This window comes from Pseudomonas sp. GW821-FHT02C04, from assembly GCF_059421845.1.
Genome location: NZ_JBWKVT010000006.1, coordinates 315486 through 340497, shown reverse-complemented (window position 1 = coordinate 340497; position 25012 = coordinate 315486). Strand labels below are relative to the sequence as shown.

26 protein-coding genes are annotated in these 25012 nt (G+C 60.7%); 8 read left to right on the top strand and 18 right to left on the bottom strand.

What is annotated here, in order from left to right; translation table 11 throughout:
- Positions 1-11: 11 nt before the first annotated feature.
- Together AC07VV_RS22355 and AC07VV_RS22350 are read left to right on the top strand one after the other, a co-directional pair.
- Positions 12-773, top strand: a complete 762-nt coding sequence (locus AC07VV_RS22355; protein ID WP_495037495.1) for a MipA/OmpV family protein — start codon at positions 12-14, stop codon at positions 771-773.
- 67 nt (positions 774-840) lie between these two features.
- Positions 841-1707: a fatty acid desaturase family protein gene (locus AC07VV_RS22350; protein ID WP_096818489.1), complete on the top strand. Its 867-nt coding sequence runs from the start codon at positions 841-843 to the stop codon at positions 1705-1707.
- 45 nt (positions 1708-1752) lie between these two features.
- Here the strand turns inward: AC07VV_RS22350 and AC07VV_RS22345 are convergent, their stop codons facing one another.
- From AC07VV_RS22345 to AC07VV_RS22280, 14 genes are all read right to left on the bottom strand, one after another.
- Positions 1753-2136 (bottom strand): DMT family transporter, encoded by a 384-nt coding sequence (locus AC07VV_RS22345; RefSeq protein WP_495037494.1) that lies wholly within the window; start codon positions 2134-2136, stop codon positions 1753-1755.
- Between the two features lie 31 nt (positions 2137-2167).
- Positions 2168-2542, bottom strand: coding sequence for a DMT family transporter (locus AC07VV_RS22340; protein WP_085730163.1), 375 nt, complete (start codon positions 2540-2542; stop codon positions 2168-2170).
- Positions 2539-3459, bottom strand: a complete 921-nt coding sequence (locus tag AC07VV_RS22335; RefSeq protein WP_495037493.1) for an arginase family protein — start codon at positions 3457-3459, stop codon at positions 2539-2541. The genes AC07VV_RS22340 and AC07VV_RS22335 overlap by 4 nt, the downstream gene beginning before the upstream one ends.
- Before the next feature lie 123 nt (positions 3460-3582).
- Entirely contained in the window at positions 3583-3912 is a 330-nt protein-coding gene (locus AC07VV_RS22330) for a GlpM family protein (RefSeq protein WP_273539863.1), read from the bottom strand.
- 20 nt (positions 3913-3932) lie between these two features.
- Positions 3933-5261, bottom strand: coding sequence for a two-component response regulator AauR (gene aauR / locus AC07VV_RS22325; protein ID WP_495037492.1), 1329 nt, complete (start codon positions 5259-5261; stop codon positions 3933-3935).
- Positions 5258-7159, bottom strand: a complete 1902-nt coding sequence (gene aauS, locus AC07VV_RS22320; RefSeq protein ID WP_495037491.1) for a two-component sensor histidine kinase AauS — start codon at positions 7157-7159, stop codon at positions 5258-5260. The genes aauR and aauS overlap by 4 nt, the downstream gene beginning before the upstream one ends.
- Before the next feature lie 65 nt (positions 7160-7224).
- Positions 7225-7959: an amino acid ABC transporter ATP-binding protein gene (locus AC07VV_RS22315; RefSeq protein ID WP_007953170.1), complete on the bottom strand. Its 735-nt coding sequence runs from the start codon at positions 7957-7959 to the stop codon at positions 7225-7227.
- The gene (locus tag AC07VV_RS22310) at positions 7956-8627 is read right to left on the bottom strand and encodes an amino acid ABC transporter permease (protein ID WP_495037552.1); all 672 of its coding nucleotides are present in this window, start codon (positions 8625-8627) and stop codon (positions 7956-7958) included. Before AC07VV_RS22310 ends, AC07VV_RS22315 begins: the two co-directional genes overlap by 4 nt.
- Positions 8627-9373: an amino acid ABC transporter permease gene (locus tag AC07VV_RS22305; RefSeq protein ID WP_192558885.1), complete on the bottom strand. Its 747-nt coding sequence runs from the start codon at positions 9371-9373 to the stop codon at positions 8627-8629. The genes AC07VV_RS22310 and AC07VV_RS22305 overlap by 1 nt, the downstream gene beginning before the upstream one ends.
- Positions 9374-9567: 194 nt before the next feature.
- Entirely contained in the window at positions 9568-10482 is a 915-nt protein-coding gene (locus tag AC07VV_RS22300; RefSeq protein ID WP_192558884.1) for a glutamate/aspartate ABC transporter substrate-binding protein, read from the bottom strand.
- Positions 10483-10824: 342 nt separating this feature from the next.
- Positions 10825-12360: a glycerol-3-phosphate dehydrogenase gene (gene glpD, locus AC07VV_RS22295; protein WP_495037490.1), complete on the bottom strand. Its 1536-nt coding sequence runs from the start codon at positions 12358-12360 to the stop codon at positions 10825-10827.
- A gap of 326 nt (positions 12361-12686) precedes the next feature.
- Positions 12687-13442 (bottom strand): DeoR/GlpR family transcriptional regulator, encoded by a 756-nt coding sequence (locus AC07VV_RS22290; RefSeq protein WP_007953179.1) that lies wholly within the window; start codon positions 13440-13442, stop codon positions 12687-12689.
- A 95-nt stretch (positions 13443-13537) separates the two neighbouring features.
- Entirely contained in the window at positions 13538-15040 is a 1503-nt protein-coding gene (gene glpK, locus AC07VV_RS22285) for a glycerol kinase GlpK (protein ID WP_096818468.1), read from the bottom strand.
- 77 nt (positions 15041-15117) lie between these two features.
- On the bottom strand, positions 15118-15969 hold the full coding sequence (locus tag AC07VV_RS22280; RefSeq protein WP_495037489.1) for an MIP/aquaporin family protein: 852 nt from the start codon (positions 15967-15969) through the stop codon (positions 15118-15120).
- A 361-nt stretch (positions 15970-16330) separates the two neighbouring features.
- Between AC07VV_RS22280 and ybaK the strand changes: the two genes are divergently transcribed.
- Together ybaK and AC07VV_RS22270 are read left to right on the top strand one after the other, a co-directional pair.
- Positions 16331-16801 (top strand): Cys-tRNA(Pro) deacylase, encoded by a 471-nt coding sequence (gene ybaK, locus AC07VV_RS22275; protein WP_495037488.1) that lies wholly within the window; start codon positions 16331-16333, stop codon positions 16799-16801.
- An 89-nt stretch (positions 16802-16890) separates the two neighbouring features.
- On the top strand, positions 16891-17673 hold the full coding sequence (locus tag AC07VV_RS22270; protein WP_495037487.1) for a PhzF family phenazine biosynthesis protein: 783 nt from the start codon (positions 16891-16893) through the stop codon (positions 17671-17673).
- Positions 17674-17724: 51 nt separating this feature from the next.
- Here AC07VV_RS22270 and AC07VV_RS22265 read toward each other — a convergent pair whose 3' ends face one another.
- Both AC07VV_RS22265 and argF read right to left on the bottom strand, forming a co-directional pair.
- Entirely contained in the window at positions 17725-18834 is a 1110-nt protein-coding gene (locus tag AC07VV_RS22265; protein WP_495037486.1) for an ABC transporter ATP-binding protein, read from the bottom strand.
- Positions 18831-19751, bottom strand: a complete 921-nt coding sequence (gene argF / locus AC07VV_RS22260; protein WP_096818463.1) for an ornithine carbamoyltransferase — start codon at positions 19749-19751, stop codon at positions 18831-18833. The genes AC07VV_RS22265 and argF overlap by 4 nt, the downstream gene beginning before the upstream one ends.
- Positions 19752-20143: 392 nt before the next feature.
- Here argF and plzR point away from each other — a divergent pair, with 392 nt between their 5' ends.
- The 3 genes from plzR to grxD all read left to right on the top strand — a co-directional run bounded on the left by plzR (position 20144) and on the right by grxD (position 23113).
- Positions 20144-20434, top strand: coding sequence for a PlzR type 4 pili assembly inhibitor (gene plzR, locus AC07VV_RS22255; protein ID WP_085730176.1), 291 nt, complete (start codon positions 20144-20146; stop codon positions 20432-20434).
- Positions 20435-20568: 134 nt separating this feature from the next.
- Positions 20569-22674 (top strand): molybdopterin oxidoreductase family protein, encoded by a 2106-nt coding sequence (locus tag AC07VV_RS22250; protein ID WP_495037485.1) that lies wholly within the window; start codon positions 20569-20571, stop codon positions 22672-22674.
- Between the two features lie 97 nt (positions 22675-22771).
- Positions 22772-23113 (top strand): Grx4 family monothiol glutaredoxin, encoded by a 342-nt coding sequence (grxD, locus tag AC07VV_RS22245; RefSeq protein ID WP_495037484.1) that lies wholly within the window; start codon positions 22772-22774, stop codon positions 23111-23113.
- 106 nt (positions 23114-23219) lie between these two features.
- Here grxD and bfr read toward each other — a convergent pair whose 3' ends face one another.
- A complete protein-coding gene (bfr, locus tag AC07VV_RS22240; RefSeq protein ID WP_495037483.1) occupies positions 23220-23696 on the bottom strand; it encodes a bacterioferritin in 477 nt (158 codons plus the stop codon).
- A gap of 199 nt (positions 23697-23895) precedes the next feature.
- Complete coding sequence (locus AC07VV_RS22235) at positions 23896-24114, bottom strand: bacterioferritin-associated ferredoxin (protein WP_003227725.1); 219 nt, start codon at positions 24112-24114, stop codon at positions 23896-23898.
- A 291-nt stretch (positions 24115-24405) separates the two neighbouring features.
- On the opposite strand from AC07VV_RS22235, the gene AC07VV_RS22230 reads away from it, so the two are divergent.
- Complete coding sequence (locus tag AC07VV_RS22230) at positions 24406-25008, top strand: peroxiredoxin (protein ID WP_003227723.1); 603 nt, start codon at positions 24406-24408, stop codon at positions 25006-25008.
- Positions 25009-25012: the final 4 nt, after the last annotated feature.

The window sequence follows — 25012 nt, the reverse complement described above, 5'->3', positions numbered from 1 at the left end:
GGAATGGCCTCATGAAGAGGAAGACACTGCTTTTACTGGCGGCGCTGAGCGCTTTTTCAGCAGGCGCAATGGCGCAGGGGATTACCGGGGAGGCGGGCGTGGGCCTGGGTTATCAGCCTCATGATCCCAGCGGCAGCCGTTATGAAACCCGGCCGATACCGTATCTCGATCTGGACTGGGGCGATGTCAGCCTCAGCACCGACGATGGCCTGACCTGGAGCGCCTTGAAGGCCAACGGTTTCAGCGCCGGCCCGTATGTGAATTACCTGCCGGGCCGTACCTCCAACGGCGAATTGCGCGGATTGCGCGATGTGCCCGACATGGCCGAGGCAGGTGGTTTTGTGCAGTACGCCCCGGCCGACTTCTGGCGGGTGTTCGCGTCCGTTGGCCAGGCCATCGGCGGTGGCGGCGGGCAGGGCGGCGTGCTCGGTCGGGTCGGTGGCGAGATCGGCTATCCACTGGGCGGCGGCGTGATCGGCAGCAGCAATCTGACCGCGCATTTCGCCAATGCCCGGCAAAACAACACGTTCTTCGGCGTCAGCGACAAGGAAGCCCAGGCCTCCGGCATCCGCGCCTACAACGCCGGCGGCGGCTTGCAGAACATCGCGCTGACCCAGAGTTTCGAGTTCCCTATCGCGCCTCAATGGTCGCTGGTGGCCAGCGCCAGCTGGATTCACCTGACGAACTCGGCGGCTGACAGCAGCATTGTCAAAAGCGTCGGCGATACCAATCAGGGCGAGGTGCAGATGGCGATCGCCTATAAATTCAAGTGAGCCAGGCGGGAACTGGTCTGGCCTTTGCAGACAGCCGTGTCGAACCCATTGTTTCAGGATGTTCTTCATGGCTCGCCCTGTTTATCGTCTGCTGGCTCACTCGCTGTGGGACCTGATTCCCATCGCCCTCGGCCTGGCCCATTTCGCTTTTGTCGTGTGGCTGGTCACAGCCTTTCATGCGCTGTCCTGGTGGGCGTTGCTGCCTTTGGCGCTGGGCTATGCGGTGAGCCTGTCGTGGAGCATCAACAGCATTTCCCACAACCAGATCCACAACGCCTACTTCACGCCGGCGTGGCTCAACCGAGCCTTTGACCTGCTGCTGTCGGTGACCATCGGTTTCTCCCAGACCCTCTACCGCGACATCCACAACCGCCATCACCGGGGCAATTCGGACCGGCCGGGGGCGGATGGCAAGACCATCGATCCGCTGTCGATCTACCAGCGCGGCAAGGACGGCCAGCCCGAGAATCCCTGGGCCTACACCTTTTTGAGTTTCTTTCGCGATGATCCCAAGCCGATCTACGACGAGATGCGTCGCAAGCGTCCCGACGATGCGCGCTGGGTCAAAGTGGAGATCGGCGTGACAGTGGCGTTTTACCTGGGGCTGGCTGCCTATGACTGGCGGGCGGTGCTGGTGTTGTTGCCGTTCTGGTATCTGGGTCAGGCGCTGTCATCGCTCAACGGCTACTACGAGCATTTTGGCGGCAACCCGGATTCGCCCATCGCCTGGGGCGTCAGCGCCTACAGCCCGCTCTACAACCTGTTGTGGATGAACAACGGCTATCACGCCGAACACCACTATCGGCCGAAAATGCACTGGACCCGGGTCAAGGCGTTTCACCGGGAGATCGCCGGGCAACAGCGGGAGGCGGGGGTGAAGGATATTCCGGTGGCCCATGGCCTCGGATTTCTGGTGGCTCATCACAAGGATTGAACCGTACACAACGTGGGAGCCAGCAGGCTCCCACCGTCGATTTCCTCAGTTTTCCTCGCCCTCGGCCAGCAGCGCAATGCCGCCCATGATCACGGCCACGCCCACCCAGTGCAGCGCACTGATCTGCTCTCCCAGCCCCAGCCACGACCCCAGCAGTACACCGACGAACACCAGCGAACTGAGCGGAAACGCCAGTGACAGGCTGCTGCGCCGCAAAATCAACATCCAGACAAAGAACGCGCCGATGTAACAGGCAATCGCCAACAGCACGCCCGGTGCCTGGGCGACGTTGAGCAGCCATTGCAGGGTGAAGTCCATTTGCCCCAGTTGATCGCCGCCGACCTTGGTCGCGATCTGCCCGCCACTTTCCAGAATAATCAGCAACGCCCAGAGCACCACGGTGCCGAGGCGGCCGTGAAGCCAATCCATCGAGCCATTCCTTTTGAGTATCAGTTGAGAATCAGGCATGGCCGACACACACGAGCATCACGCCCGCCGTAATCACCAGAGTGCCCATCCAGCGGCGGCGGCTGACGGTCTCGCCAAGGAACAGCTTGCCGGCCAGCACCACGCCGCAATACGCCAGCGCGGCGGCGGGAAACAACAGGCTCAGCGGCGCCCGGGACAGCGCTTCGAGCCAGACGAAAAACTCGATCACGTAGGCGCCGATCCCGCACCACAGCAGCGGTGCATTGAACACCTGGCCCCAGAATGCACCCAGCCGAAATCCACCCTCGAGTTCAGGCAAACGGTCCAGGCCGAGTTTGAAACAGAGTTGGCCGATCACGTCGAGCACGATGGAAAACGCCACCAGCAAAATCACGGTCAAGGTCATGGGAACAGCTCCTCGAACAACTCGATCAACGCTTGATTGGTTGCCGAGTTGCGCAGCAAATCGGTTTCGCTCCAGCGCTCGGCCGGCGGCTGATCGGACTTGGCTTCCCAGCGTTTGAACGCGTTGCTGAAGGCCGGGCGGGCGAACTCGCCACAGATGTCGATACCGATGATGCGCTTGCTGGCGGCCAGGCTGCGGATAGCCTGGAGCAAGTGGCTCAGGCGCATCTGGCCCTGATCCCAATTGGTCGCGGCGTCTTCGCTGGCCAGCACGTCCTTGTCGATGGTGATCCACACCGCCTGGGTGGGCAGGCTGGCGATCATCCGGTCGAGAAATGCTGTCCAGTCCTGATCGGCCAGGTTGTGCCAGTGCAGCAGGTTCTCCTGTTGCTGATGACCGGCGCCATCGCCGACCCGGCCCCAGACTTTCGACGGCGGGTGCTGCCACGGGAACAGCTGCAATACCCCGCGTTTGAGGGCACCGAGATTGCCGCCCTTGATCTGCGGATTTTGCAGATCGTCGCTGCATGGGCCGAGGGTGACGATGCGTTCGATGTTCGGCAGTTTCAGCGCCTGATTGACCCACGAGCCGCAGTGGCGACGGGGGGCAAAGTGAACCCAGTCGGGATGATTGTCGAAGTGGATCAGGCTTACCGGCTCGGGCAGGTCAGTCAGGAAGGCCGGCGTCAGATGGTGATAGTCGCCGGAGCCGACGAAGAAGATTTCCGGCGTCGGGCCGCTGTGCCGGGGCCGCTCACGCAGGCGCTCGGAGAAACGGCGGAAGGTTCGTTCGCTGGACCAGAGCCGCAGTTTCGGCCCTAGGTCGAGCAGGTCCAGGCGTTGGGCGCGGCCGCTGTCGAGCAGCCGCGCGATGGACGCCTGACCGGTCAGGCTGTGGTCGAGATCTAAAATGTTCAAGGTCGCAATTCACCCTTGGCAGACCCTCCCAGACACCGGCCTCATCGAACATGAGCGCCGGCCGGGCGGGCTTTCGGGGGTAAATGCAAGGGATGGGCCAGGCCCTCTCCCATACGGCAGCTGTCAGGCGTGCAGGCGTACCCAGACGCTGACCAGCACCGTCGCCGCCATCAGCCACGCGACAGCCGCCACGGCCAATGAAGCTTCCAGACGCATCCGGTCAACCATCACGTACAGCGTCGCCAGGTACACGAAGTACGGAATGATCGACCACATGCCGAACACGATGGTGGTCTTCAGGTCTTCCACCGAACGACCTTTGCCGACGATGTAATGGGCAATCAGGGCGAAGGTCGGAAACAGCGGCACCAGGCCGGCGATGTAGTAGTTCTTGGTCTTGGCCAGCATGGCGAGGATCACCACCACCGCCGCACCGATCATTGCCTTGAAAATCAGATCCACATCGTTCTCGCTTAATGGCTCAGGCCGTATTTTTTCACTTTGTCGAACAGCGTGGTCTTGGCCATGCCCAGTTCGAGGCTGGCCTGGGTCAGGTTGCCGCCGCTGCGTTGCAGGGCATCGCTGAGCAGGTTGCGTTCGAACGCTTCCACCGCTTCGGCGAATGCCAGGCCCTGGCCGCCACTGCCGGCACCGGACTTTTTGAACGCCGGCAAACCGAGCGCGAAGCGTTCGGCGACGTTGCGCAGTTCGCGCACGTTGCCCGGCCAGTCGTGGCTCATCAGGCTCGACAGGGTCTGGTTGTCCAGCTCCGGGAGGGCGCGGTCGAAGCGCAGGGCCGATTGCTGGGTGAAGTGCTCGAACAGTTGCAGGATGTCTTCGCGGCGCTCGCGCAGGGGCGGCAATTCCAGCGTCACGACGTTGAGGCGGTAGTACAAGTCACTGCGAAATTCTCCGGCCTTGCTCGATTCGTCGAGGTCGGACTTGGTGGCCGCGATCACTCGGCAATCCACCGCCACGCTCTGGTTCGAGCCGAGGCGTTCGAGGGTGCGTTCCTGCAACACCCGCAGCAGTTTGATCTGCAAGGGCAGCGGCATGCTTTCCACTTCGTCGAGGAACAGCGTGCCGCCGTCGGCGTGTTCGATCTTGCCGATCCGCCGTTTGCCGGCACCGGTGAAGGCGTTGGCCTCGTGGCCGAAGATTTCGCTTTCGAAGAGGTTTTCCGGCAGGCCGCCGCAGTTCAGCGCGACGAACTGTTTGGTGTGGCGGCGACTGAAGTCGTGCAGGCAACGGGCGACCAGTTCCTTGCCAGTGCCGGTTTCGCCTTCGATCAACACGTTGGCCGAGGTGTCGGCGACGTTGGCGATCAGTTCACGCAGGTTCTGCATCGCTGGCGAGCGACCGATGATCCGTCCTTCAAGGGAGTCGCGCTCGGCCAGTTGCCGACGCAGGGACGTGACTTCGCGAGCCAGGCTGCGTTGCTCCAGCGCACGCCGGGCGACGTCCACCAGCCGTTCCGGGGAGAACGGTTTTTCCATGAAGTCGTAGGCGCCTTTCTGCATCGCGCCGACGGCCATGGAGATGTCGCCGTGACCGGTGATCAGTACCACCGGCAGGCTGCGATCCCGGGCCTTGAGGCGGGTCAGCAGTTCCAGGCCATCGATGCCGGGCAGGCGGATGTCGCTGATGACGATGCCGGCGAAGTTGTCGCCGACCCGCTCCAGCGCTTCTTCGGCACTGCCGACGCCGATGCAGGGAATGTCTTCCAGGGTCAGGGCCTGCTGGCAGCCGAGCAGCACATGGGGATCGTCTTCGACGATCAGCACACTAAGGTCGTTGTTCATATTGGCTCGGCAGGAGTAGGGCTTACCAACGGTAAACTGAGGACGAAGGTGGTACCACCGCTGGCCGGGTGCTCGACACCCAGGTGCCCGCCGGTGGCGGCGGCCAGGCTGGCGGAGAGGGTCAGGCCGAGGCCCAGGCCCTGTTCGCCGGGTTTGGTGGTGAAGAACGGCTCGAACAGATGTTTGCGCGCTTCGGCATCGATGCCGTGGCCGTTGTCGCGTACCCGCAGGCGATATTTGCCGTCGAACTCTTCGCCTTCCAGCCACAGTTCCGGCAACGGTTGTGCCTGCATGGCGTCGAGGGCGTTGCCGATCAGGTTGACCAGAATCTGTTCCAGCCGTGTCTGGTCAATCTGCACTTGCTCATCAATGAACTGACGATGCACCTGCAGGGCGGCCTTTTCGACCCGGGCACCGAGTACTTGTAGCGCGGCGTCCACGGCTTTGCCGAGGCTGGCCCGGCCCTTGTCGTCACCGCGCCGGGCGAACGAGCGCAGGCTGCCGGTGATCCGGCCCATACGGTCGATCAGGTCGTTGATGGTTTTCAGGTTGGTGCTGGCGACGTCGAGCTGACCACGTTCCAGAAAGCGAATCGTATTGCCGGACAAGGTGCGCATCGCCGCCAATGGCTGGTTCAGTTCGTGGGCGATGCTGGTGGACATCTGGCCGATGGCCGCGAGCTTGCCGGCCTGCACCAGTTCGTCCTGGGCACGGCGCAAGGTTTCTTCGGCCTGACGGCGTTCGCGGATCTGACTCTTGAGCCGGTCATTGCTGGCGCGCAGGTCAGCGGTGCGTTCGGTAATCCGACGCTCCAGTTGATTGTTGGCTTCCTGCAGGGCTTCCCGGGCGGCGAGGCGGGTGGCGATGACCTTGCGGCGCTCGTTCCAGGCGATCAGCAGAAAGGCCACGAGGGCGAAGGCGACCGCCACCAGAATCCCCTGATTGATCGCTTCGCGCCGCAGGTCCTGCAACGGTGTGAGCAGGGTGAAATTCCACGGTGTGTCGCTCAGCGGCCGGGTTTGCGCCAGGTAACTGATGTTTTCCTCGTCGGCATCGACTTCGCTGTTGGCCGGGAAGGTGAGTTTTTCCACGCCTTCGGCCAGGGTTTCCCGGGCCAGCGGTTGCAGTTCGTTGAGCGGGAACCAGTAGTACTGGAGGCTGCGGGCGAGTTTTTCCTTGGTCTCGTCGCTCAGCGGCACCACGGACTTCAGGCGGCGGGCCGGATCGCTGGAGAGAATGATGATGCCGTTCTCGTCACTGACGAAGGCTTCCAGTCGCGCCCGTTGCCAGCGTTCTTCCATGGCTTCCAGGCGCACTTTGACCACCGCGACGCCGATGATCTTGCCGTGTTCTTCCAGGCCGTGGGCCAGGTAATAGCCGGGTTCGCCGTTGGTGCTGCCGATCCCGTAGAAACGTCCGGGCTGGCCGCGGATGGCGTGCTGGAAATAGGCGCGGAACGACAGGTCTTCGCCGAGGTAGCTGTCGACGTCGCGCCAGTTGCTGGTGGCCATGACCCGGCCGGTGGTGTCCATGACGTAGATGGCCCGACTGCGGCTGCGCCGGTTCAGGCCTTCCAGGTAATCGTTGACCGTTTGCCGGTGTTCCGGGGTCGGGTCGTCCAGCAACTGCGAAACGCTCGATTCGAGTTCCAGCAGGCTGGGCAGGTAGGTGTATTTGCTGATTTCGCTTTCGACGGCACGGGCGTTCAGTTCGAGCTGACGTTGGCCGTTTTCGCTGAGGCTGCGAATGCCGAAGTGTTCACTGATCCAGAAGCCGGCGTAACCCAACCCGACCATCAGGATGATGACCAGCGGCGGCAGGAACAAATGGCGGATCAGACGGGGTTTCACGGCAAGTGATGGCGTGGTTGCGCGATAGAGATTGGGGTCGCATTTCATCACAGATGCCTTGGGTCAACCACCCGGATTCCCCGACAGTTGCTGTCGGGGAGTCCGGCAGGTTTTTAGTGCTGCAGGATTTTCTCGAGGAAATGCTGCGCGCGTTCGGAGCGTTGGCTGATGTCGCCGAAGAACTCTTCTTTCTTGCAGTCTTCGATGATCTTGCCGGCATCCATGAAGATCACCCGGTCGGCCACTTTACGGGCGAAGCCCATTTCGTGGGTCACACACATCATGGTCATGCCTTCGTGGGCCAGTTGCACCATCACGTCGAGCACTTCGTTGACCATTTCCGGGTCCAGCGCCGAGGTCGGTTCGTCGAACAGCATGACGATCGGGTCCATCGCCAGCGCACGGGCAATCGCCACACGCTGCTGCTGGCCGCCGGAGAGTTGGCCCGGGTGCTTGTGGGCGTGAGCCGACAGGCCAACGCGCTCCAGCAGTTGCAGGCCTTTCTTGGTCGCTTCTTCCTTGCTGCGGCCCAGCACCTTGATCTGCGCGATGGTCAGGTTTTCGGTGATGGTCAGGTGCGGGAACAGTTCGAAGTGCTGGAACACCATGCCGACGCGCGAGCGCAGTTTCGGCAGGTTGGTCTTCGGGTCGGCAATCGATGTGCCGTCGACCACGATGTCGCCTTTCTGGAACGGCTCCAGCGCGTTGACGCACTTGATCAGGGTCGACTTGCCCGAACCGGACGGGCCGCAGACCACGATCACTTCACCCTTTTTGACCTCGGTGCTGCAATCGGTCAGCACCTGGAAGTCCCCATACCACTTGTTGATGTTCTTGATAGAGATCATACGGCGAACCTTTTTTGCAGACGCTTGACCAGCACCGAGGCGGCAAAGCTGATGGTGAAGTACACGAGACCTGCGAAGATCAGGAACTCATTCGAGCGGCCAATGATGTCGCCACCGGCGCGCGAGGCGTTGAGGAAGTCCACCAGGCCCACGGTGTAAACCAGCGAGGTGTCCTGGAACAGGATGATGCTCTGCTGCAGCAGCAGCGGGGTCATCTTGCGGAACGCCTGGGGCAGGATGATCAGGCGCATCATCTGGCCGTAGCTCATGCCCAGCGCCTGTGCGGCACCCATCTGGCCCTTCGGAATCGACTGCACGCCGGCACGGACGATTTCGCAGAAGTACGCCGCTTCGAACATCATGAAGGCCACGATGCACGAGGTGAATGCGCCGATCGGGGTGTCTTCGCCGGTGATCCAGCGCAGCACGAACGGCACCGCCAGGTAGAACCAGGTGATGACCAGCAGCAGCGGGATCGAGCGGAAATAGTTGACGTAGGCGCCGGCGAGGTTCGACAGCAGTTTGTTATGCGACAGGCGGCACAGCGCGAGGATGGTGCCGAGAATGATCCCGCCGACCACGCCCAGCGCCATCAGCTTGAGGGTCATCAGCATGCCGTTCCACAGGCCGGGAATGGCCGGGACGATGCCACTGAAATCGAATTCCATCATTTACCCCCCACGGAGATCAGGCCGGGCACGGAGACTTTCTTCTCGACCGCGCGCATCAGCAGCATCAGGCTCATGTTCAGGGTGAAATAGATCAGGGTCGCCAGGGTGAAGGCTTCAAACAGGTTGGCCGAGAACTCGGCGGTCTGTTTGGTTTGCGCCAGCAGTTCCATCAGGCCGATCAGGGACGCCACGGAGGAGTTCTTGAACACGTTCAGGAATTCCGAGGTGAGCGGCGGAATGATGATCCGGTAGGCCTGGGGCAGCAGCACGTTCCAGTAGATCTGCGGCAGCTTGAAACCCATGGCGCGGGCGGCGGATTCCTGGCCACGTGGCAGCGCCTGGATACCGGTGCGAACCTGTTCGCAGACACGGGCGGCGGTGAACAAGCCCAGGCACACGACTACGCTCAGGTAGGCCGAGGTAGTCGGGTTCAGGTCTTGTTTGTACCAGTCCTGCAGGTTCTGCGGCAGCATGTCGGGTACCAGGAAGTACCAGATGAACAGCTGAACCAGCAGCGGCACGTTACGGAACAGTTCGACGTAGCAGGTCGCGATGCCCGATACGATGCGGTTCGGCACGGTGCGCATGATGCCCAGCAGCGAGCCCAGCAGCAGGGCGATGATCCAGGCCACGATGGCGATGGCGATGGTCCAGCCCAGACCGGAGATGAACCAGTCGAGATAGGTCTCGCTGCCCACGCCGGTGGACTTGAAGAACACGCCCCAGTCCCAGTTGTAATTCATTAGGGTCTCCCCTCGATTCGATCGATGTACAAGTGCCCGCCTGGGGAAGCTCCGTTCCCGCCCTGATCTTGAGGATCAGGCACACACGATCGGCTCGACAGCCACCGGTTCGAGTGTTTCCAAAAAGTGCCAGCAGGGAGTGACCATTCCCCGAGAAGGCAGGCGCCTCCTCAGGGAACAAGGTTAGTCAGAAATCAGGCTTTCTTGTCGTCGGCCGCTTTGTCGGTCGGTTCGGCGATCAGCTTCTTGAGCTCGTCGCTCATCGGGAAGTTCAGATTCAGGCCTTTTGGCGGAATCGGCGACATGAACCACTTGGTGTAGATCTTGTTGATCTCGCCCGACTTGTAGACGGAGACGATGGCGTCATCCACAGCCTTTTTGAACGGCTCGTCGCCCTTGCGCACCATGCAGCCGTAGATTTCATAGGACTGCGGAGTGCCGGTCACGGCCCAGTCGGTGGCTTTCTTGGCCTTGGCGGCTTCGCCTGCCAGCAGCGCGTCGTCCATCATGAACGCAACGGCACGACCCGATTCCAGCATCTGGAAGGATTCGCCGTGGTCTTTGGCGGAGATGACGTTCATGCCCATCTGCTTGTCGGCGTTCATCGCCTTGAGGATGCGCTCGGAGGTGGTGCCGGCGGTGGTCACGACGTTCTTGCCTTTCAGATCGTCGAAATCCTTGTACTGCGAACCGGCCTTGGACAGCAGACGGGTACCGATCTCGAAGATGCCGACGGAGAAGTCGACCTGTTGCTGACGCTCGACGTTGTTGGTGGTGGAGCCGCACTCGACGTCCACGGTGCCGTTCTGCACCAGCGGGATACGGGTCTGCGAGGTCACGAGGTTGTATTTGACCTGCAGGTTTGGCAGGTCCAGGTCTTTCTTGATCGCTTCGACGATGGCCAGCTGGATATCGTGGGAGTAGCCGACCGGTTTGCCGGAGGCGTCAGCGATGTAGGAAAACGGAATGGAGGCGTCGCGGTGCCCCAGGGTGATGGTGTTGGACTCTTTGATCTTCTTAAGGGTGCCGGTGAGTTCGGCAGCGAAAACTGGTGTGCTGATCAGAGCGGCAGCAATGGCTGCGCCCAGGATATGGGGAACGATGCGCATCAAATTTTCCTCGACATTGTTTTTTTTATGGAGCCGGTTGAGCGGGCCCTTTTGTGCTTCGAATGCCTGACCGCTCCTGTTGTGTTGGCGCAACAGGCATTCGTCGAAGGAGTGTAGAGCATGACTCGTGCCAGACCAGTTGCTACAAGTTAACTTGTTGATTTATTTGATGATTAAGGTTTTGTGATGGTGTTTTTCGGCGTTTCTGATCCGGTTATCCGAATCGACTGACAGGTCGCGTTCGGAAAACCGAACGGCATTCGTCATCCCGTGTTTCAGCCGGGATGCAAAAAGCCCCTGGATCTCTCGATTCAGGGGCTTTTCGTTTTACGGGCGGATCGATCAGGCCGCTTCGATCTTGCGGTTCTGCTCGACCTTGTTCAGGTACGCCGCGAGTTTTTCCTGCTCGGCCGGGGTGGTGAACAGCCCCAGTTTGCTGCGGCGCCACAGGATGTCATGCGCGGTGGTGGCCCATTCTTCACTGCACAGGTAATCGACTTCACGGGTGTAGAGACCGCCGCCGATGTGCTCGCCCATGTCGGCGAGGGTGTCGACGCCTTCCAGCATGCGCCAGGTGCGGCTGCCGTAGGTGGTGGCCCAGCGGCGGGCGATCTCGCTTGGCACGAAGTCGAACTTGTCGCGGATCAGCGCGCTCAGGGCCTGCGGCGTGGTCATGTCTTCGCCGCCCGGCAGGGTGGCGCTGGCGGTCCAGCTCGGGCGCATCTGGGTGAAGAACGGCATCAGTTGCGCCATCGCCGACTCGGCGAGTTTGCGGTAGGTGGTCAGCTTGCCGCCGAACACCGACAGCAGTGGCGCTTCTTCGGTGCTGCCGGACAGCGCCAGGGTGTAGTCGCGGGTCACGGCCGAAGGATTGTCGGATTCGTCGTTGCACAGTGGGCGCACGCCCGAGTAGCTGTGCAGGATGTCTTCCCGGCTGACTTGCTTCTTGAAGTGGGCGTTGACCACTTTGAGCAGGTAATCGGTTTCGCCGTCGGTGATCGCCACTTTGGCCGGATCGCCGGTGTATTCGCGGTCGGTGGTGCCGATCAGGGTGAAGTGGTTCAGGTACGGAATGGTGAAAACGATGCGCTGATCTTCGTTTTGCAGGATGTGCGCGTGTTCACCTTCGTACAGTTTCGGCACGATGACGTGGCTGCCCTGGATCAGGCGGATGCCGTACGGCGATTCCATCTTCAGGTCGTCACGGATGAACTTGGCGACCCACGGGCCGGCGGCGTTCACCAGTGCCTTGGCGGTGATCGAGAACAGGCTGCCATCGGCGCGTTCCAGGTTCAGGTGCCACAGGCCTTTGGCGCGACGAGCGCTGACGCAACGGGTCTGGGTGTGGACATGCGCGCCTTTCTCACGGGCGGCCATGGCGTTCAATACGACGAGGCGGGCGTCATCGACCCAGCAGTCGGAGTATTCGAAGCCTTTGGTGATTTCGCTTTTCAGCGCGCTGTCGGCGCCGAACTTCAGGCTCTTGGAACCGGCGAGTTTTTCGCGCTTGCCCAGGTTGTCATAGAGGAACAGGCCGGCACGGATCATCCACGCCGGACGCAGGTGCGGACGGTGCGGCAGCACGAAACGCATCGGTTTGACGATGTGCGGGGCCTTGGCCAGCAGCACTTCGCGCTCGGCCAGGGCTTCGCGTACCAGACGGAATTCGTAATGTTCGAGGTAGCGCAGGCCACCGTGGATCAGCTTGCTGCTGGCCGACGAGGTGTGGCTGGCCAGGTCGTCCTTTTCGCAAAGAAACACCGAAAGACCGCGACCGGCGGCATCCGCTGCGATCCCCACGCCATTGATCCCGCCGCCGATGACGGCGATATCGTAGATCTCGGAGATAGGGGGCGTACGCAAGGTAGATGTGGACATCGGCTGGCCTCGGGCTCTTTTGATTTTCTGTCTTGGAAATCGAACATGAATGTTCATTTGCGAAAATGGTAGCCCATAAAGACGTGCACAGCCAGCCGACTTCGATTGAAAAAACTCATCGAAGGGCGGAGAAAGGAAAATATTCGAACATTCGCGGGTGGATCGCCCTACACGAGCGATTGATCGTTCCCACGTCGAGGTGTCGAACCGTCTGCGTGGGAATGCATACATTGACGCTCTGCGTCAGCGCTTGGGAGGGGACGCGGAGCGTCCCGGGCTGCATTCCCACGCGGAGCGTGGGAACGAGAAATAAAAGGAGGGGGGGGTTAAACGACTTCCAGGCGAATCTTGTGCTGGCTCAGCAGTTGCGCCAGGGCTGGCACCGGCTGCTGGTCGGTGACCAGGCAATCGATCAGGCTGATCGGGCCGAGGCGGATCATCGCGTTACGGCCGAACTTGCTGGAGTCCGCCGCCAGAATCACCTGCCGGGCATTGGCGATGATCGCCTGGGACACTCGCACTTCCTGGTAATCGAAGTCGAGCAGGCTGCCGTCTTCGTCGATGCCGCTGATGCCCACCAGCGCAAAGTCGACCTTGAACTGGTTGATGAAGTCCACGCTCGCCTGACCCACCACGCCACCGTCGCGACGGACATTGCCGCCGGTGAGCAACACATCGAAATCATCCTTCGCGCTGAGCATCGAGGCGACGTGCAGGTTGTTGGTGATGATTTTCAGATGACTGTGATTGAGCAGGGCGCGGGCGATGGATTCGGTGGTCGTGCCGATGTTGATGAACAGCGAGGCGTGATCGGGAATCTGTGCGGCGATGGCTTCACCGATGCGTTGTTTTTCATCGCGCATCTGATCGGCGCGCATCGCGTAGGCGGTGTTTTCGACGCTGGAATCATACGCGGCGCCGCCGTGGTAACGACGCAGCAGATTGGCTTCCGCCAGTTGATTGATGTCGCGGCGGATGGTTTGCGGGGTAACAACGAACAGCGTGGCCATTTCCTCGATGCTCACATAGCCGCGTTCGCGGACCAACTCGAGGATTTGCTGCTGACGGGGAGGCAGATTCATGGGGCTTCCTTTGGGCTGCCGTGCAAAATTTGCCCATGATGCCGCAGGAATCCGCTCCCGACCAGTTACATGCCGTTACCAGTCCTCAGACTGGCTTATTCAGCGTCCTCGCGTTCCCAGTCACGGGTACGGCTGACGGCTTTTTTCCAGCCTTTATAGAGCTTCTCTTTCGCCGCTTCGTCCAGGCTCGGTTCGAACTCGCGTTCGATCACTGCCTTGCCGCGCAGTTCTTCCAGGCTGCCCCAGAAACCGCACGCCAGACCGGCCAGGTAAGCGGCGCCGAGTGCTGTGGTTTCGCGCATTTGCGGGCGCTCGACCTGAGTGCCGAGGATGTCGGCCTGGAACTGCATGAGGAAGTTGTTCGCTACCGCGCCGCCGTCCACGCGCAGGGCCTTTAGGCGTTCGCCGGAGTCCTGTTGCATGGCGTCGAGTACGTCGCGGGTCTGGTAGGCGATCGATTCCAGCGCAGCGCGGATGATGTGATCCACACGCACGCCGCGAGTCAGGCCGAACAGGGCGCCACGGGCATACGGGTCCCAGTACGGAGCGCCGAGACCGGTGAATGCCGGCACCAGGTAGACGCCGTTGCTGTCCTTCACTTTATTGGCGAAGTATTCGGTGTCGTGGGCGTCGTTGATGATTTTCAGTTCATCACGCAGCCATTGCACGGTCGAGCCACCATTGAATACGGCGCCTTCCAGCGCGTAAGCCACTTCGCCGCGCGGGCCGCAGGCAATGGTGGTGAGCATGCCGTGCTGGGATTTCACTGCTTTGTCGCCGGTGTTCATCAGCAGGAAGCAACCGGTGCCGTAGGTGTTTTTCGCCTGGCCGGGCTCCACGCACATCTGGCCGAACAGTGCAGCTTGCTGGTCGCCGGCGATACCGCCGATGGCGATGCCGCTCTTGGTACGACCGTAGATTTCCGAGGAGGCCTTCACTTCCGGCAGCATTTCGCGCGGGATGTCGAGGATCTCCAGCATCTTCGCGTCCCACTCAAGTGTGTGGATGTTGAAGAGCATGGTGCGCGAGGCGTTGGTGTAGTCGGTGACGTGGACCTTGCCGCCGGTGAATTTCCAGATCAGCCAGCTGTCGACGGTGCCGAACAGCAGTTCGCCGTTGCGCGCGCGCTCACGGCTGCCTTCGACGTTGTCGAGGATCCACTTCAGTTTGGTGCCGGAGAAGTACGGGTCGGTGACCAGGCCTGTGGTGTCACGGATATATTCTTCGTGGCCGTCGCGCTTGAGCTGCTGGCAGATCTCGGTGCTGCGGCGGCATTGCCAGACGATCGCGTTGTAGACCGGGCGGCCGGTGGTCTTGTCCCAGACTACGGTGGTTTCACGCTGGTTGGTGATGCCGATGGCGGCCACCTGGTCGTGATGCAGACCGGCCTGGGCCAGCGCTTCGACCATCACGGCGCTCTGGGTGGCGAAGATTTCCATCGGGTCATGTTCGACCCAACCGGCTTGCGGGTAATGCTGGGCGAATTCGCGCTGCGCGGTGCAGACCACGTTCGCATCGCGGTCGAAAATGATCGCGCGGGAGCTGGTCGTACCCTGATCGAGGGCAATGATGTAGTTCTTATTCTGAATGTCGGTCATGTCGATTGCCTTGGACGAAATAAGGGAGAGTGGGCCGTGGCGCAGGTTCGAATGGGCAGGAACCTGCGCCGACTGTTTCAAGAAGTTCTTGGTTTGCCGTCAATGGCCGGTTCTGCATCCTTTGTAGCAGGTGTGGCGCCGGTCAGGTGACGGGCAATCAGCCCGCGATACCCGGCAGCGCCGAGGCAGGCACCGACAATCGGTGCAAAAATCGGAATCAGGAAGTACGGGATTTCACGGGCGCCGGTGAAGGAAATTTCACCCCAGCCCGCGAAGAAAGTCATCAGTTTTGGACCGAAGTCACGGGCCGGGTTCATCGCGAAGCCGGTCAGCGGGCCCATCGAGCTGCCGATCACGGCAATCAGCAGGCCGATCAGCAGCGGCGCCAGCGGGCCTTTCGGCAGACCGTTGTTGTCGTCGGTCAGGGACATGATCACGCCCATCAGGATCGCCGTGATGATCACCTCGACCAGGAACGCCTGGGCGGTCGACAGCGAAGGGTTCGGGAAGGTGGAGAACACCGACGCCAGTTCCAGGCTGGCGGTCGAGCCACGAACCATATGGTGAGTTTGTTCGAAATCGAAGAACAGGTTGCTGTACAGCGTGTAAACCAACAGCGCGCCGCAGAAGGCGCCGGCGACCTGGGCGAGGATGTAGAACGGCAGTTTGCGCTTTTCGAAGTCGGCAAAAATGCTCAGGGCGATACTGACGGCAGGGTTCAGGTGCGCACCGGACACCCCGGCGGTGAGGTAGATCGCCATGCTCACGCCGACACCCCAGATGATGCTGATTTCCCACAGGCCGAAGCTTGCGCCCGCGACCTTGAGCGCGGCGACGCAGCCCGTACCGAAAAAGATCAGAAGTGCAGTACCCAGAAACTCGGCCAGGCACTGGCTCGAGAGCGATGGTTGCTGTAACGCAGTTGTCATTGAAAACCTCGGTTTTTGTTGTTGTCTGGCGCGTTTGCCGACAGGGCAAGGCGCGATTTTCGCCAGGGCAGGATCCCCATCCTGTTCCCGGTTTACTGCTGGGTGCTGCGGTGACGATAATTCTTACATTATTCAGATTCGAAAAAATATAGACAAGAAACAAAGCTGTCAAAGGTCGAAAGTGAACCGTCAGTCACAAATAAACTATCAGTCGTGTGAATGATCCTGCGGGTCACTGGCCTGACGATCCTGTTATCAGCCTGCAAGCCGCGGGAAACGTGGCGCGTGGTAGAGCCTTTTGTATGGCGATGGCCTAGAATCCGGCGCAGGATTTTTTGCCACTGCCGAGCCCGGAGCTGCCATGACCCCTGCGTTGGACTTGTTGAAAAAAGTTCGTGCCGAACATCGCGTGCACAGTTACGAACATGACCCCAAGGCCGCGTCCTACGGGCTGGAGGCCGCGGAAAAACTGGGGCTGGCGCCGGCGCAGGTGTTCAAGACGCTGCTGGCGGCCAGCGAAAAAGGTGAATTGCTGGTGGCGGTGGTGCCGGTCGTCGGAAGCCTCGACCTCAAAGGGCTGGCCCATGCCGCCGGCGTGAAAAAAGTGGAGATGGCCGACCCGGCTGCTGCGCAGCGTTCCACCGGTTACCTGTTGGGCGGCATCAGTCCGCTGGGACAGAAAAAGCGACTGCGCACCTTTATTGATAATTCCGCCCAGGCTTTTGCGACCATTTATGTCAGTGCCGGGCGCCGCGGACTGGAAGTCGAGCTCGCGCCCGCCGTTCTGGCTGAGCACACCCAGGCGAAGTTCGCCGACATTGGTCGCCCCTGAGTTCTGTATGAAGAAAATTGGCCGGTTCTGTCACTGGCGCTGATTACTCCTGCGCTGCATGCTCATTCGACTGACACAGGGAGAAGGTTATGCAGCTCGAGTTTCATCAGGTCGACGCGTTCAGTGATCGGCCGTTCAGTGGCAACCCGGCGATGGTCTATCGGCTCGACGCCTGGCTCGCGGACGACTTGATGCAGAAGATCGCCGCCGAGCACAACCTGGCGGAAACCGCGTTTTTGGTTCGCGAAGGGCAGGCCTGGCATATCCGCTGGTTTACGCCGACCACCGAGGTGCCGTTGTGCGGTCACGCCACGCTGGCCAGTGCTTACGTGTTGTTCGAGATCTATAAGGAAAGCGCCGAGCGTCTGGACTTCACCTGCAAGTCCGGGCCGTTGAGTGTCAGCCGCGAAGGTGGCCGGTTGTGGCTGGATTTTCCGGCCATTCAGGCGGTGGAAAAAGGCGTCACCGTGGAGATCGAGCGAGCGCTGAATGTCCAGGCAGTGGATGTTCTGAGTTCCAATGAGCTGTTCGTGGTGCTGGAATCGGAGCAGGCGGTGCTCGATTGCACGCCGGACATGGTCGCCCTGGCCAAACTGCCTTGGCTCGGCGCCATCGTCACGGCCCGGGGCAATCAGCATGATTTCGTCTCGCGCTACTTCGCTCCGGCCATCGGCATCAATGAAGACCCGGTGACCGGCTCGACCCATTGCAGCCTGATTCCGTACTGGTCCAAACGCTTGGGCAAATCGAGCCTGACCGCGTGCCAGCGCTCGGCGCGAGGCGGGGAGTTGTTCTGTCGGCTGGAAGGCGAGCGGGTGAAGATCGGCGGAAATGCGACGCTGGTGGCCAGCGGCACGTTGCTGCTGGGTTGAAGCCAAAACAAATGAGGGAGCCATCAGGCTCCCTCTTTGTTTATGTGCAGATCAGTTTGCGGTGCTGTAGCGGCGAACACCGTTTTCCACGGCCGGGATCTGCGCGGCTGTGCTGCCAGAGGCCTGGAACAGCACCAGGTGTTCTGCCGCCACACGAATTCCGACATCCGCACCGACCTGGTGATCAGCGTGGCTCGGGAAGATCGATTCCAGCTGTGCGCCGGTCGGCAGTTGCAGGCGATACAGGGTCGAGGCGCCGAGGAAGGTCTTGCCGACGATCCGTGCTTTCAACCCGCTGTCCGGTGCATAAACAATGTCATCCGGACGCAGCAACACATCCACCGCACCGCCGATAGGCCAGGTGTAGGCGCGATTGCCGCGCAGTTCACCGAGTTCGGTGTGCACCGATTCCGGGCTGCCGAGCTGGCCGCGAATGAAGTAACCCTGGCCAATGAAGCTGGCAACAAACGGCGTCGCCGGTTCGTGATAGAGGTTGTAGGGCGTGTCCCACTGCTCCAGCCGGCCTTCCTTGAACACGCCGACGTGATCGCTGACGGCGAAGGCTTCTTCCTGGTCGTGAGTCACCAGAATCGCACTGGTGCCACGGGCCTTGAGGATGTCGCGCACTTCATGGCTGAGCTTGCGTCGCAGCTCGCCGTCGAGGTTCGAGAACGGTTCGTCGAGCAGCAGCAGTTGCGGCTCAGGCGCCAGGGCGCGGGCGAGGGCGACACGTTGCTGCTGGCCGCCGGACAGCTCGTGCGGGAAGCGTTTGCCGAGGTTCTTCAGGTTGACCAGTTCCAGCAGCTCTTCGGTGACGCGCTCTTTGTTCGGGTGCTTGCGAATGCCGAAGGCGATGTTGTCCGCAACACTCAGGTGCGGGAACAGCGCGTAGTCCTGGAACACCATGCCGATCCGGCGTTTCTCCGGGGCGAGGGTGAAACCGGCGCTGGAGATCACTTCACCGCCCAGCTGGATTTCCCCTTCGTGCACCGGTTCGAAACCGGCAATGGCGCGCAGGGTGGTGGTCTTGCCGCAGCCCGAAGAGCCGAGCAGGCAACCGATGTCGCCGGCGTTGAGGTGCAGATTGAGGTTCTGCACCACTCGTTGATCTTGATAGCCGCAAGCGAGGTTGCGCAGGTTCAGCAGTAATTCATGGCTCATGCGTGGTGATATGCCGGTTCGACGAGGAACTCGAGCAGGGCCTTCTGTGCGTGGAGACGGTTTTCTGCCTGATCCCAGGCGACGGAGCGCGGGTCATCAAGCAGGTCGAGGCTGATTTCTTCGCCGCGGTGGGCGGGCAGGCAGTGCAGGAACAGCACGTCCTCGGCGGCCAGGTCGAGCAGGGCGCGGGTGACCTGGAACGGCGCGAACAGCTTGAGGCGCTTGGCGGTTTCCTCTTCCTGGCCCATGGAGGTCCAGACGTCGGTGCTCACCAGGTGCGCGCCGCGCACGGCGTCCTTCGGATCGCGGACGATGGTCACGCGATCACCGGCCTTGGCCAGGAATTCAGGGTTTGGCTCATAGCCTTCAGGGCAGGCGACGCGCAACTGGAAGTCGAACTGGATCGCCGCTTCTATATAGCTGTTGCACATGTTGTTGCCGTCACCGATCCAGGCCACGGTCTTGCCCTGGATCGAGCCACGGTGTTCGAGGAACGTCTGCATGTCGGCCAGCAACTGGCACGGGTGCAGGTCATCGGACAGGCCGTTGATCACCGGCACGCGGGAGTTGGCGGCAAATTCGGTCAGGGTGCTGTGGGCAAAGGTACGGATCATCACCGCGTCGAGCATGCTCGACATGACGATGGCGCAGTCGCCGATGGGCTCGCCACGGCCCAGTTGGGTGTCGCGGGGCGAAAGGAAGATCGCCTGGCCACCGAGCTGGATCATGCCGGCCTCGAAGGAGATCCGGGTGCGGGTCGAGGATTTCTCGAAGATCATCCCCAGGACGCGGTTTTTCAGAGGCTCGAACAGTACGCCGCGGTTACGCAGGTCCTTGAGCTCAACGCCTCGACGGATCACGCTGACCAGCTCTTCGGGCGTGCAATCCATCAGGGAGAGAAAGTGCCTTGCGCTCATCATTGACTACCTTTTTGCTACAAACCGCAGATGCTCAAAGCCTTGTTTATCGGAACAACGGGCGAGACCTGCGGCGTAAGCCGCACGGGGCGACGAAATAGGGGGAGGCGCGATATTGACACTAAATGTCGCGTTTTTCCAATAGGCTACGATTTTTGCGGATTGTGCGGGGATGACGAGGTCACACGAAGCGCTGGTTTGGAGCCGGATTCCAGACCTTTGTACACTGGCGCCGCTGGGCTTGGCAATCAGGCAGGGCGGGGATGGAGCAGGCCTGGTCGGTTTGCGACCGGCCAGCCATGGATTCGCTGGTCGGATGTCAGACCTGAAACATTTGCTAAAGCAAAGTGCTGGGTTATAAATAACTCACGAGCGACGCAGGAAGCCTCCGCATGGAATCGAAAGAAAAACTGTTAATGGAATTGTTGGGCCACACGGCTCGCTCACTGACTCATCTGACCGCTTCGGTCACCTCATTGTCCTTCGAACTGCTGCGCAGTGAAGACGAAGTGGTCAAGACGGCCGGCCGCCACATGATCGATCGCATGGCCACCATCAGCACCGGGCTCGACGAGCACTGGCGACTGATCGGCGAACTCACTGGCGTTCACGTCGCCCACGAGCAGATCGAAACCATCCAGGAAATCCAGCTGGCAGCGCCGCCCCAGTTACCCTCCAGTTGATTGCGTCGGGCTATCGGCTCGCCTGATGGTCGTCGATTCACAAGACGAACGTCGCTGGCGCCGCGCCCGGCCAAGCGCCATAGTTTTGTTCCCGCAGGCGTTATTACCTGCCCAGAACAAGACAGAGACTGGCCATGACCAAGACTCTCCACCACCGTGCCTGCCACCTGTGCGAAGCCATCTGCGGCTTGAGCATTGAAACTACTGAAACCGACGGTCAGGTGCAGATCACCTCGATCAAGGGTGACGCACTGGATACCTTCAGTCGCGGGCATATCTGCCCCAAGGCTGTGGCGCTGCAAGATATCCAGAACGATCCGGATCGCCTGCGCCAACCCATGCGCCGGGTCGGCAGCGAATGGTTGCCGATCGGGTGGGAAGAGGCTTTTGAGCTGGTGGCTGAAAAGCTGTCGACGATTCAGGCGCGTCATGGGCAGAACTCGGTTGCCGTGTATCAGGGCAATCCGAGTGTGCACAACTATGGGCTGATGACCCACAGCAATTACTTTCTGGGCCTGCTGAAAACCCGCAATCGCTATTCGGCGACCTCGGTCGACCAGTTGCCCCATCACCTGACCAGCTACTTGATGTACGGCCACGGTTTGCTGCTGCCGATCCCGGACATCGATCACACCGATTTCATGCTGATCCTGGGCGGCAACCCACTGGCCTCCAACGGCAGCATCATGACCGTGCCGGACGTGGAAAAGCGCCTGAAGGCCATCCAGGCCCGGGGTGGCAAAGTGGTGGTGGTCGATCCGCGGCGTAGCGAGACGGCGGCTATGGCTGATCAGCATTTGTTTGTGCGCCCGGGTGGCGATGCGGCTTTGCTGTTTGGTGTGCTTAACACCCTGTTCAGCGAGGGCCTGACAACGGACAGCCATCTGCCGGTGGACGGTCTGGATGACGTGCGCGCAGCGGTGGCGGCGTTCACGGCCGAGGCCATGAGCCCGCTGTGCGCCGTTCCCGCCGGACAGATCCGCCAACTGGCCCGGGACTTCGCCGCGGCGCCAAGCGCCGTCTGCTACGGCCGGATGGGCGTTTCCACCCAGGCCTTCGGCACGCTGTGCCATTGGGTCGTGCAATTGATCAATCTGGTGACCGGCAACCTCGACCGCGTTGGCGGTGCGCTGTGCACAGAGCCGGCAGTGGATCTGGTGGCGTCCACCTCCGGCGGGCACTTCAACAAATGGCAGAGCCGTGTCTCGGGCCGTCCCGAGTACGGCGGCGAGTTGCCGGTCTCGGCGCTGGCCGAAGAAATGCTCACGGAAGGCGAGGGCCAGATTCGTGCGCTGATCACCGTGGCGGGCAATCCGGTGCTGTCCACACCCAACGGCCGGCAACTGGAGCAGGCGCTGGACGGGTTGGAGTTCATGGTCAGCGTGGACCTGTATATCAACGAAACCACCCGTTATGCCGACCTGATCCTGCCGTCCACCTCGGCGCTGGAGAATGATCACTACGACACCACGTTCAACCTGTTCGCGGTGCGCAACGTCACCCGCTTCAACCGGGCGATCCTCGCCAAACCCGAGGGCGCGCTGCATGACTGGGAGATCTTCGTCGGCCTGGCCAAGGCCTTTGCTGCGAAGACCGACAAGGAACTGAAGCCGACGATACCGCCAGCGAAGATGATCGACATGGGCCTGCGCATGGGCCTGTATGGCGATGCATCCGAACACAAGTTGTCGCTGGCGACGTTGTTCGATCATCCGCACGGCGTGGATCTGGGGGCGCTGAAACCCAATCTGACACCGCGATTGAAGACCGCCAGTCAACGAGTCCAGGCGGCACCGCCGGAAATTCTTGCCGACCTTGCGCGCTTTTCCGCATTGCAGGCGCCGGCTGCCGATGAGCTGTTGATGATCGGCCGTCGCCATGTGCGCAGCAACAACTCGTGGATGCACAACTATCATCGACTGGTGAAGGGCAAGCCGCGCCATCAGTTGCTGATGAACCCGGAGGATCTCGCCAGTCGCGGGCTCAGCGATGGCCAGCTTGTGCGCGTGAGCTCACGGGTCGGACAGATCGAGGTTGAAGTGCTGGGCAGTACGGACATGATGCCGGGTGTGGTCAGCCTGCCGCACGGTTGGGGCCATGCGCGCCCGGGCGTGCAGATGGCGATTGCCAGCGGCCAACCGGGCTCCAGTGCCAACGACCTGACCGATGAATGTCAGCTTGACGAGCTCTCGGGCAATGCAGCGCTCAACGGCGTGCCGGTGACCGTGGCGGCGGCTTGAGCATGTCTGTCGGGGAGACCGAGCAGGGCGCTCGGGATTCCGTTACAATGCGCCACCGTGCCGACCCATGAGTCGGAAAGTTCAGCCGAGGTGCTCCATGGATATCATCGAAACGATTAAAGAGCAGATTGCCAACAACACCATTCTGCTTTACATGAAAGGCTCGCCGAATGCCCCGCAGTGTGGCTTCTCCGCGAAAGCTGCGCAGGCTGTGATGGGCTGTGGCGAGAAGTTCGCCTACGTCGACATCCTGCAGAACCCGGAAATCCGTGCCAACCTGCCGAAGTACGCCAACTGGCCGACTTTCCCACAACTGTGGGTCGGCGGTGAGCTGGTCGGCGGCAGCGACATCATGGCTGAAATGTTCGCCAACGGTGAGCTGCAGACTCTGGTCAAAGACGCAACCGCCAAGGCTGCTGCGGCCAAGTCCGAAGCCTGACTGGTTTCTGCCCGGATTTCGGCCAGTCCGAAGTCCGGACAATAAAAAGCCCCGCCTCTCGAAAGAGGGCGGGGCTTTTTAGTGTCTCGAGTTCAGCGTTCGCTGATTACTCGTCTTCGCCCATCTGCGATTGCAGATAGTTCTCAAGACCGACTTTATCGATCAGGCCCAGTTGGGTTTCCAGCCAGTCGATGTGTTCTTCTTCGGATTCGAGAATGTCTTCGAGCAGTTCACGGCTGCCGAAGTCGCCCACGGATTCGCAATGAGCGATGGCGGTCTTCAGATCGGCATGGCCGGTCTTCTCGATACGCAGATCGCACTCCAGCATTTCCTTGGTGTGCTCGCCGATGTGCAGCTTGCCCAGGTCCTGCACGTTCGGCAGGCCTTCGAGGAACAGGATGCGCTTGATCAGCTTGTCCGCGTGCTTCATCTCGTCGATGGATTCTTTGTACTCGTGCTTGCCGAGCTTGTTCAGGCCCCAATCTTCATACATGCGCGCATGCAGGAAGTACTGATTGATCGCGACCAGCTCATTGGCAAGGATCTTGTTGAGATGCTGGATGACTGTTACGTCGCCTTTCATGATGGGAGTCCTGCCCTAAGTAGCGGTATATAAGGCGGAGTTTGAGCTTGGTATTTATAAGTGTCAAACCTAAGTTATTGAATAATATATGAAAATTAATCGGAATAAGAATGTTTGTGTTCCGCGTCTAGTCGCTAAGCAATTGATTTGCGGGCATAAAAAAACCGGACATAAGTCCGGTTCTTTGAAATGGGTGCAATTACGCGGCAGTAAATTCTACAGGGTAGGGGATCGCGGCCTGGGCGGTTTGCAGCTTGGTCAGGGTTTCGCGTACCACTTCCTTCGCAAGGCAGGCACATTTGCCGCATTGGCTGGCTACGCCGGTGGCCTGACGGACTTCTTTATAGCTGCAGCAACCTTCATAGATCGCTTCGCGGATCTGTCCGTCGGTGACGCCAGTGCAGAGGCAAACATACATAAGTGAGAACCGTCGCTGGTTGTGGCTCAATTGCGATGGATCTTAATGTTAACGAGAATGATTGTCAAAGTGCTTTCCCAAGGGTTTTCATCGTGAACGGTTGTGGCTGACGAACGGTGGTGCATGGCTGAATGCCAGCCGGGATTTCGCGAAAAACCGTTAAGGACAGTCGAAAAACGCAGTGTATGATGGTCGGCCCTTGCGAAGGGGGTTCGTGTCACAGGGCTGTCGCCTGAGGGTGGCAGGCTGGCGCGAACCCTGAACTTCAAGTTTCTACACCAGGAGATATCAATGAGCGTACTCGTAGGCAAACAAGCCCCTGACTTCACCGTCCCGGCCGTACTCGGCAATGGCGAGATCGTTGACAGCTTCACCCTGTCCTCGGCCATCAAAGGCAAATACGGCCTGGTGTTCTTCTACCCGCTGGACTTCACCTTCGTCTGCCCGTCCGAGCTGATCGCTCTGGACAACCGCATGGCCGACTTCAAGGCACGCAACGTAGAAGTGATCGCTGTTTCGATCGACTCGCACTTCACCCACAACGCCTGGCGCAACACCCCGGTCAACAATGGCGGCATCGGCCAGGTGAAATACACCATGGCTGCCGACATGAAGCACGACATCGCCAAGGCCTATGACGTTGAATCCGAAGGCGGCGTGGCTTTCCGTGGCGCGTTCCTGATCGACGACAAAGGCGTTGTCCGCTCGCAGATCATCAACGACCTGCCGCTGGGCCGTAACATGGAAGAGCTGATCCGTCTGGTCGACGCTCTGCAATTCCACGAAGAGCACGGCGAAGTCTGCCCTGCCAACTGGAAAAAAGGCGACAAAGGCATGAACGCTTCGCCAGAAGGCGTTGCGGCTTACCTGACCGAGAACGCTGCTGCCCTGTAAGGCG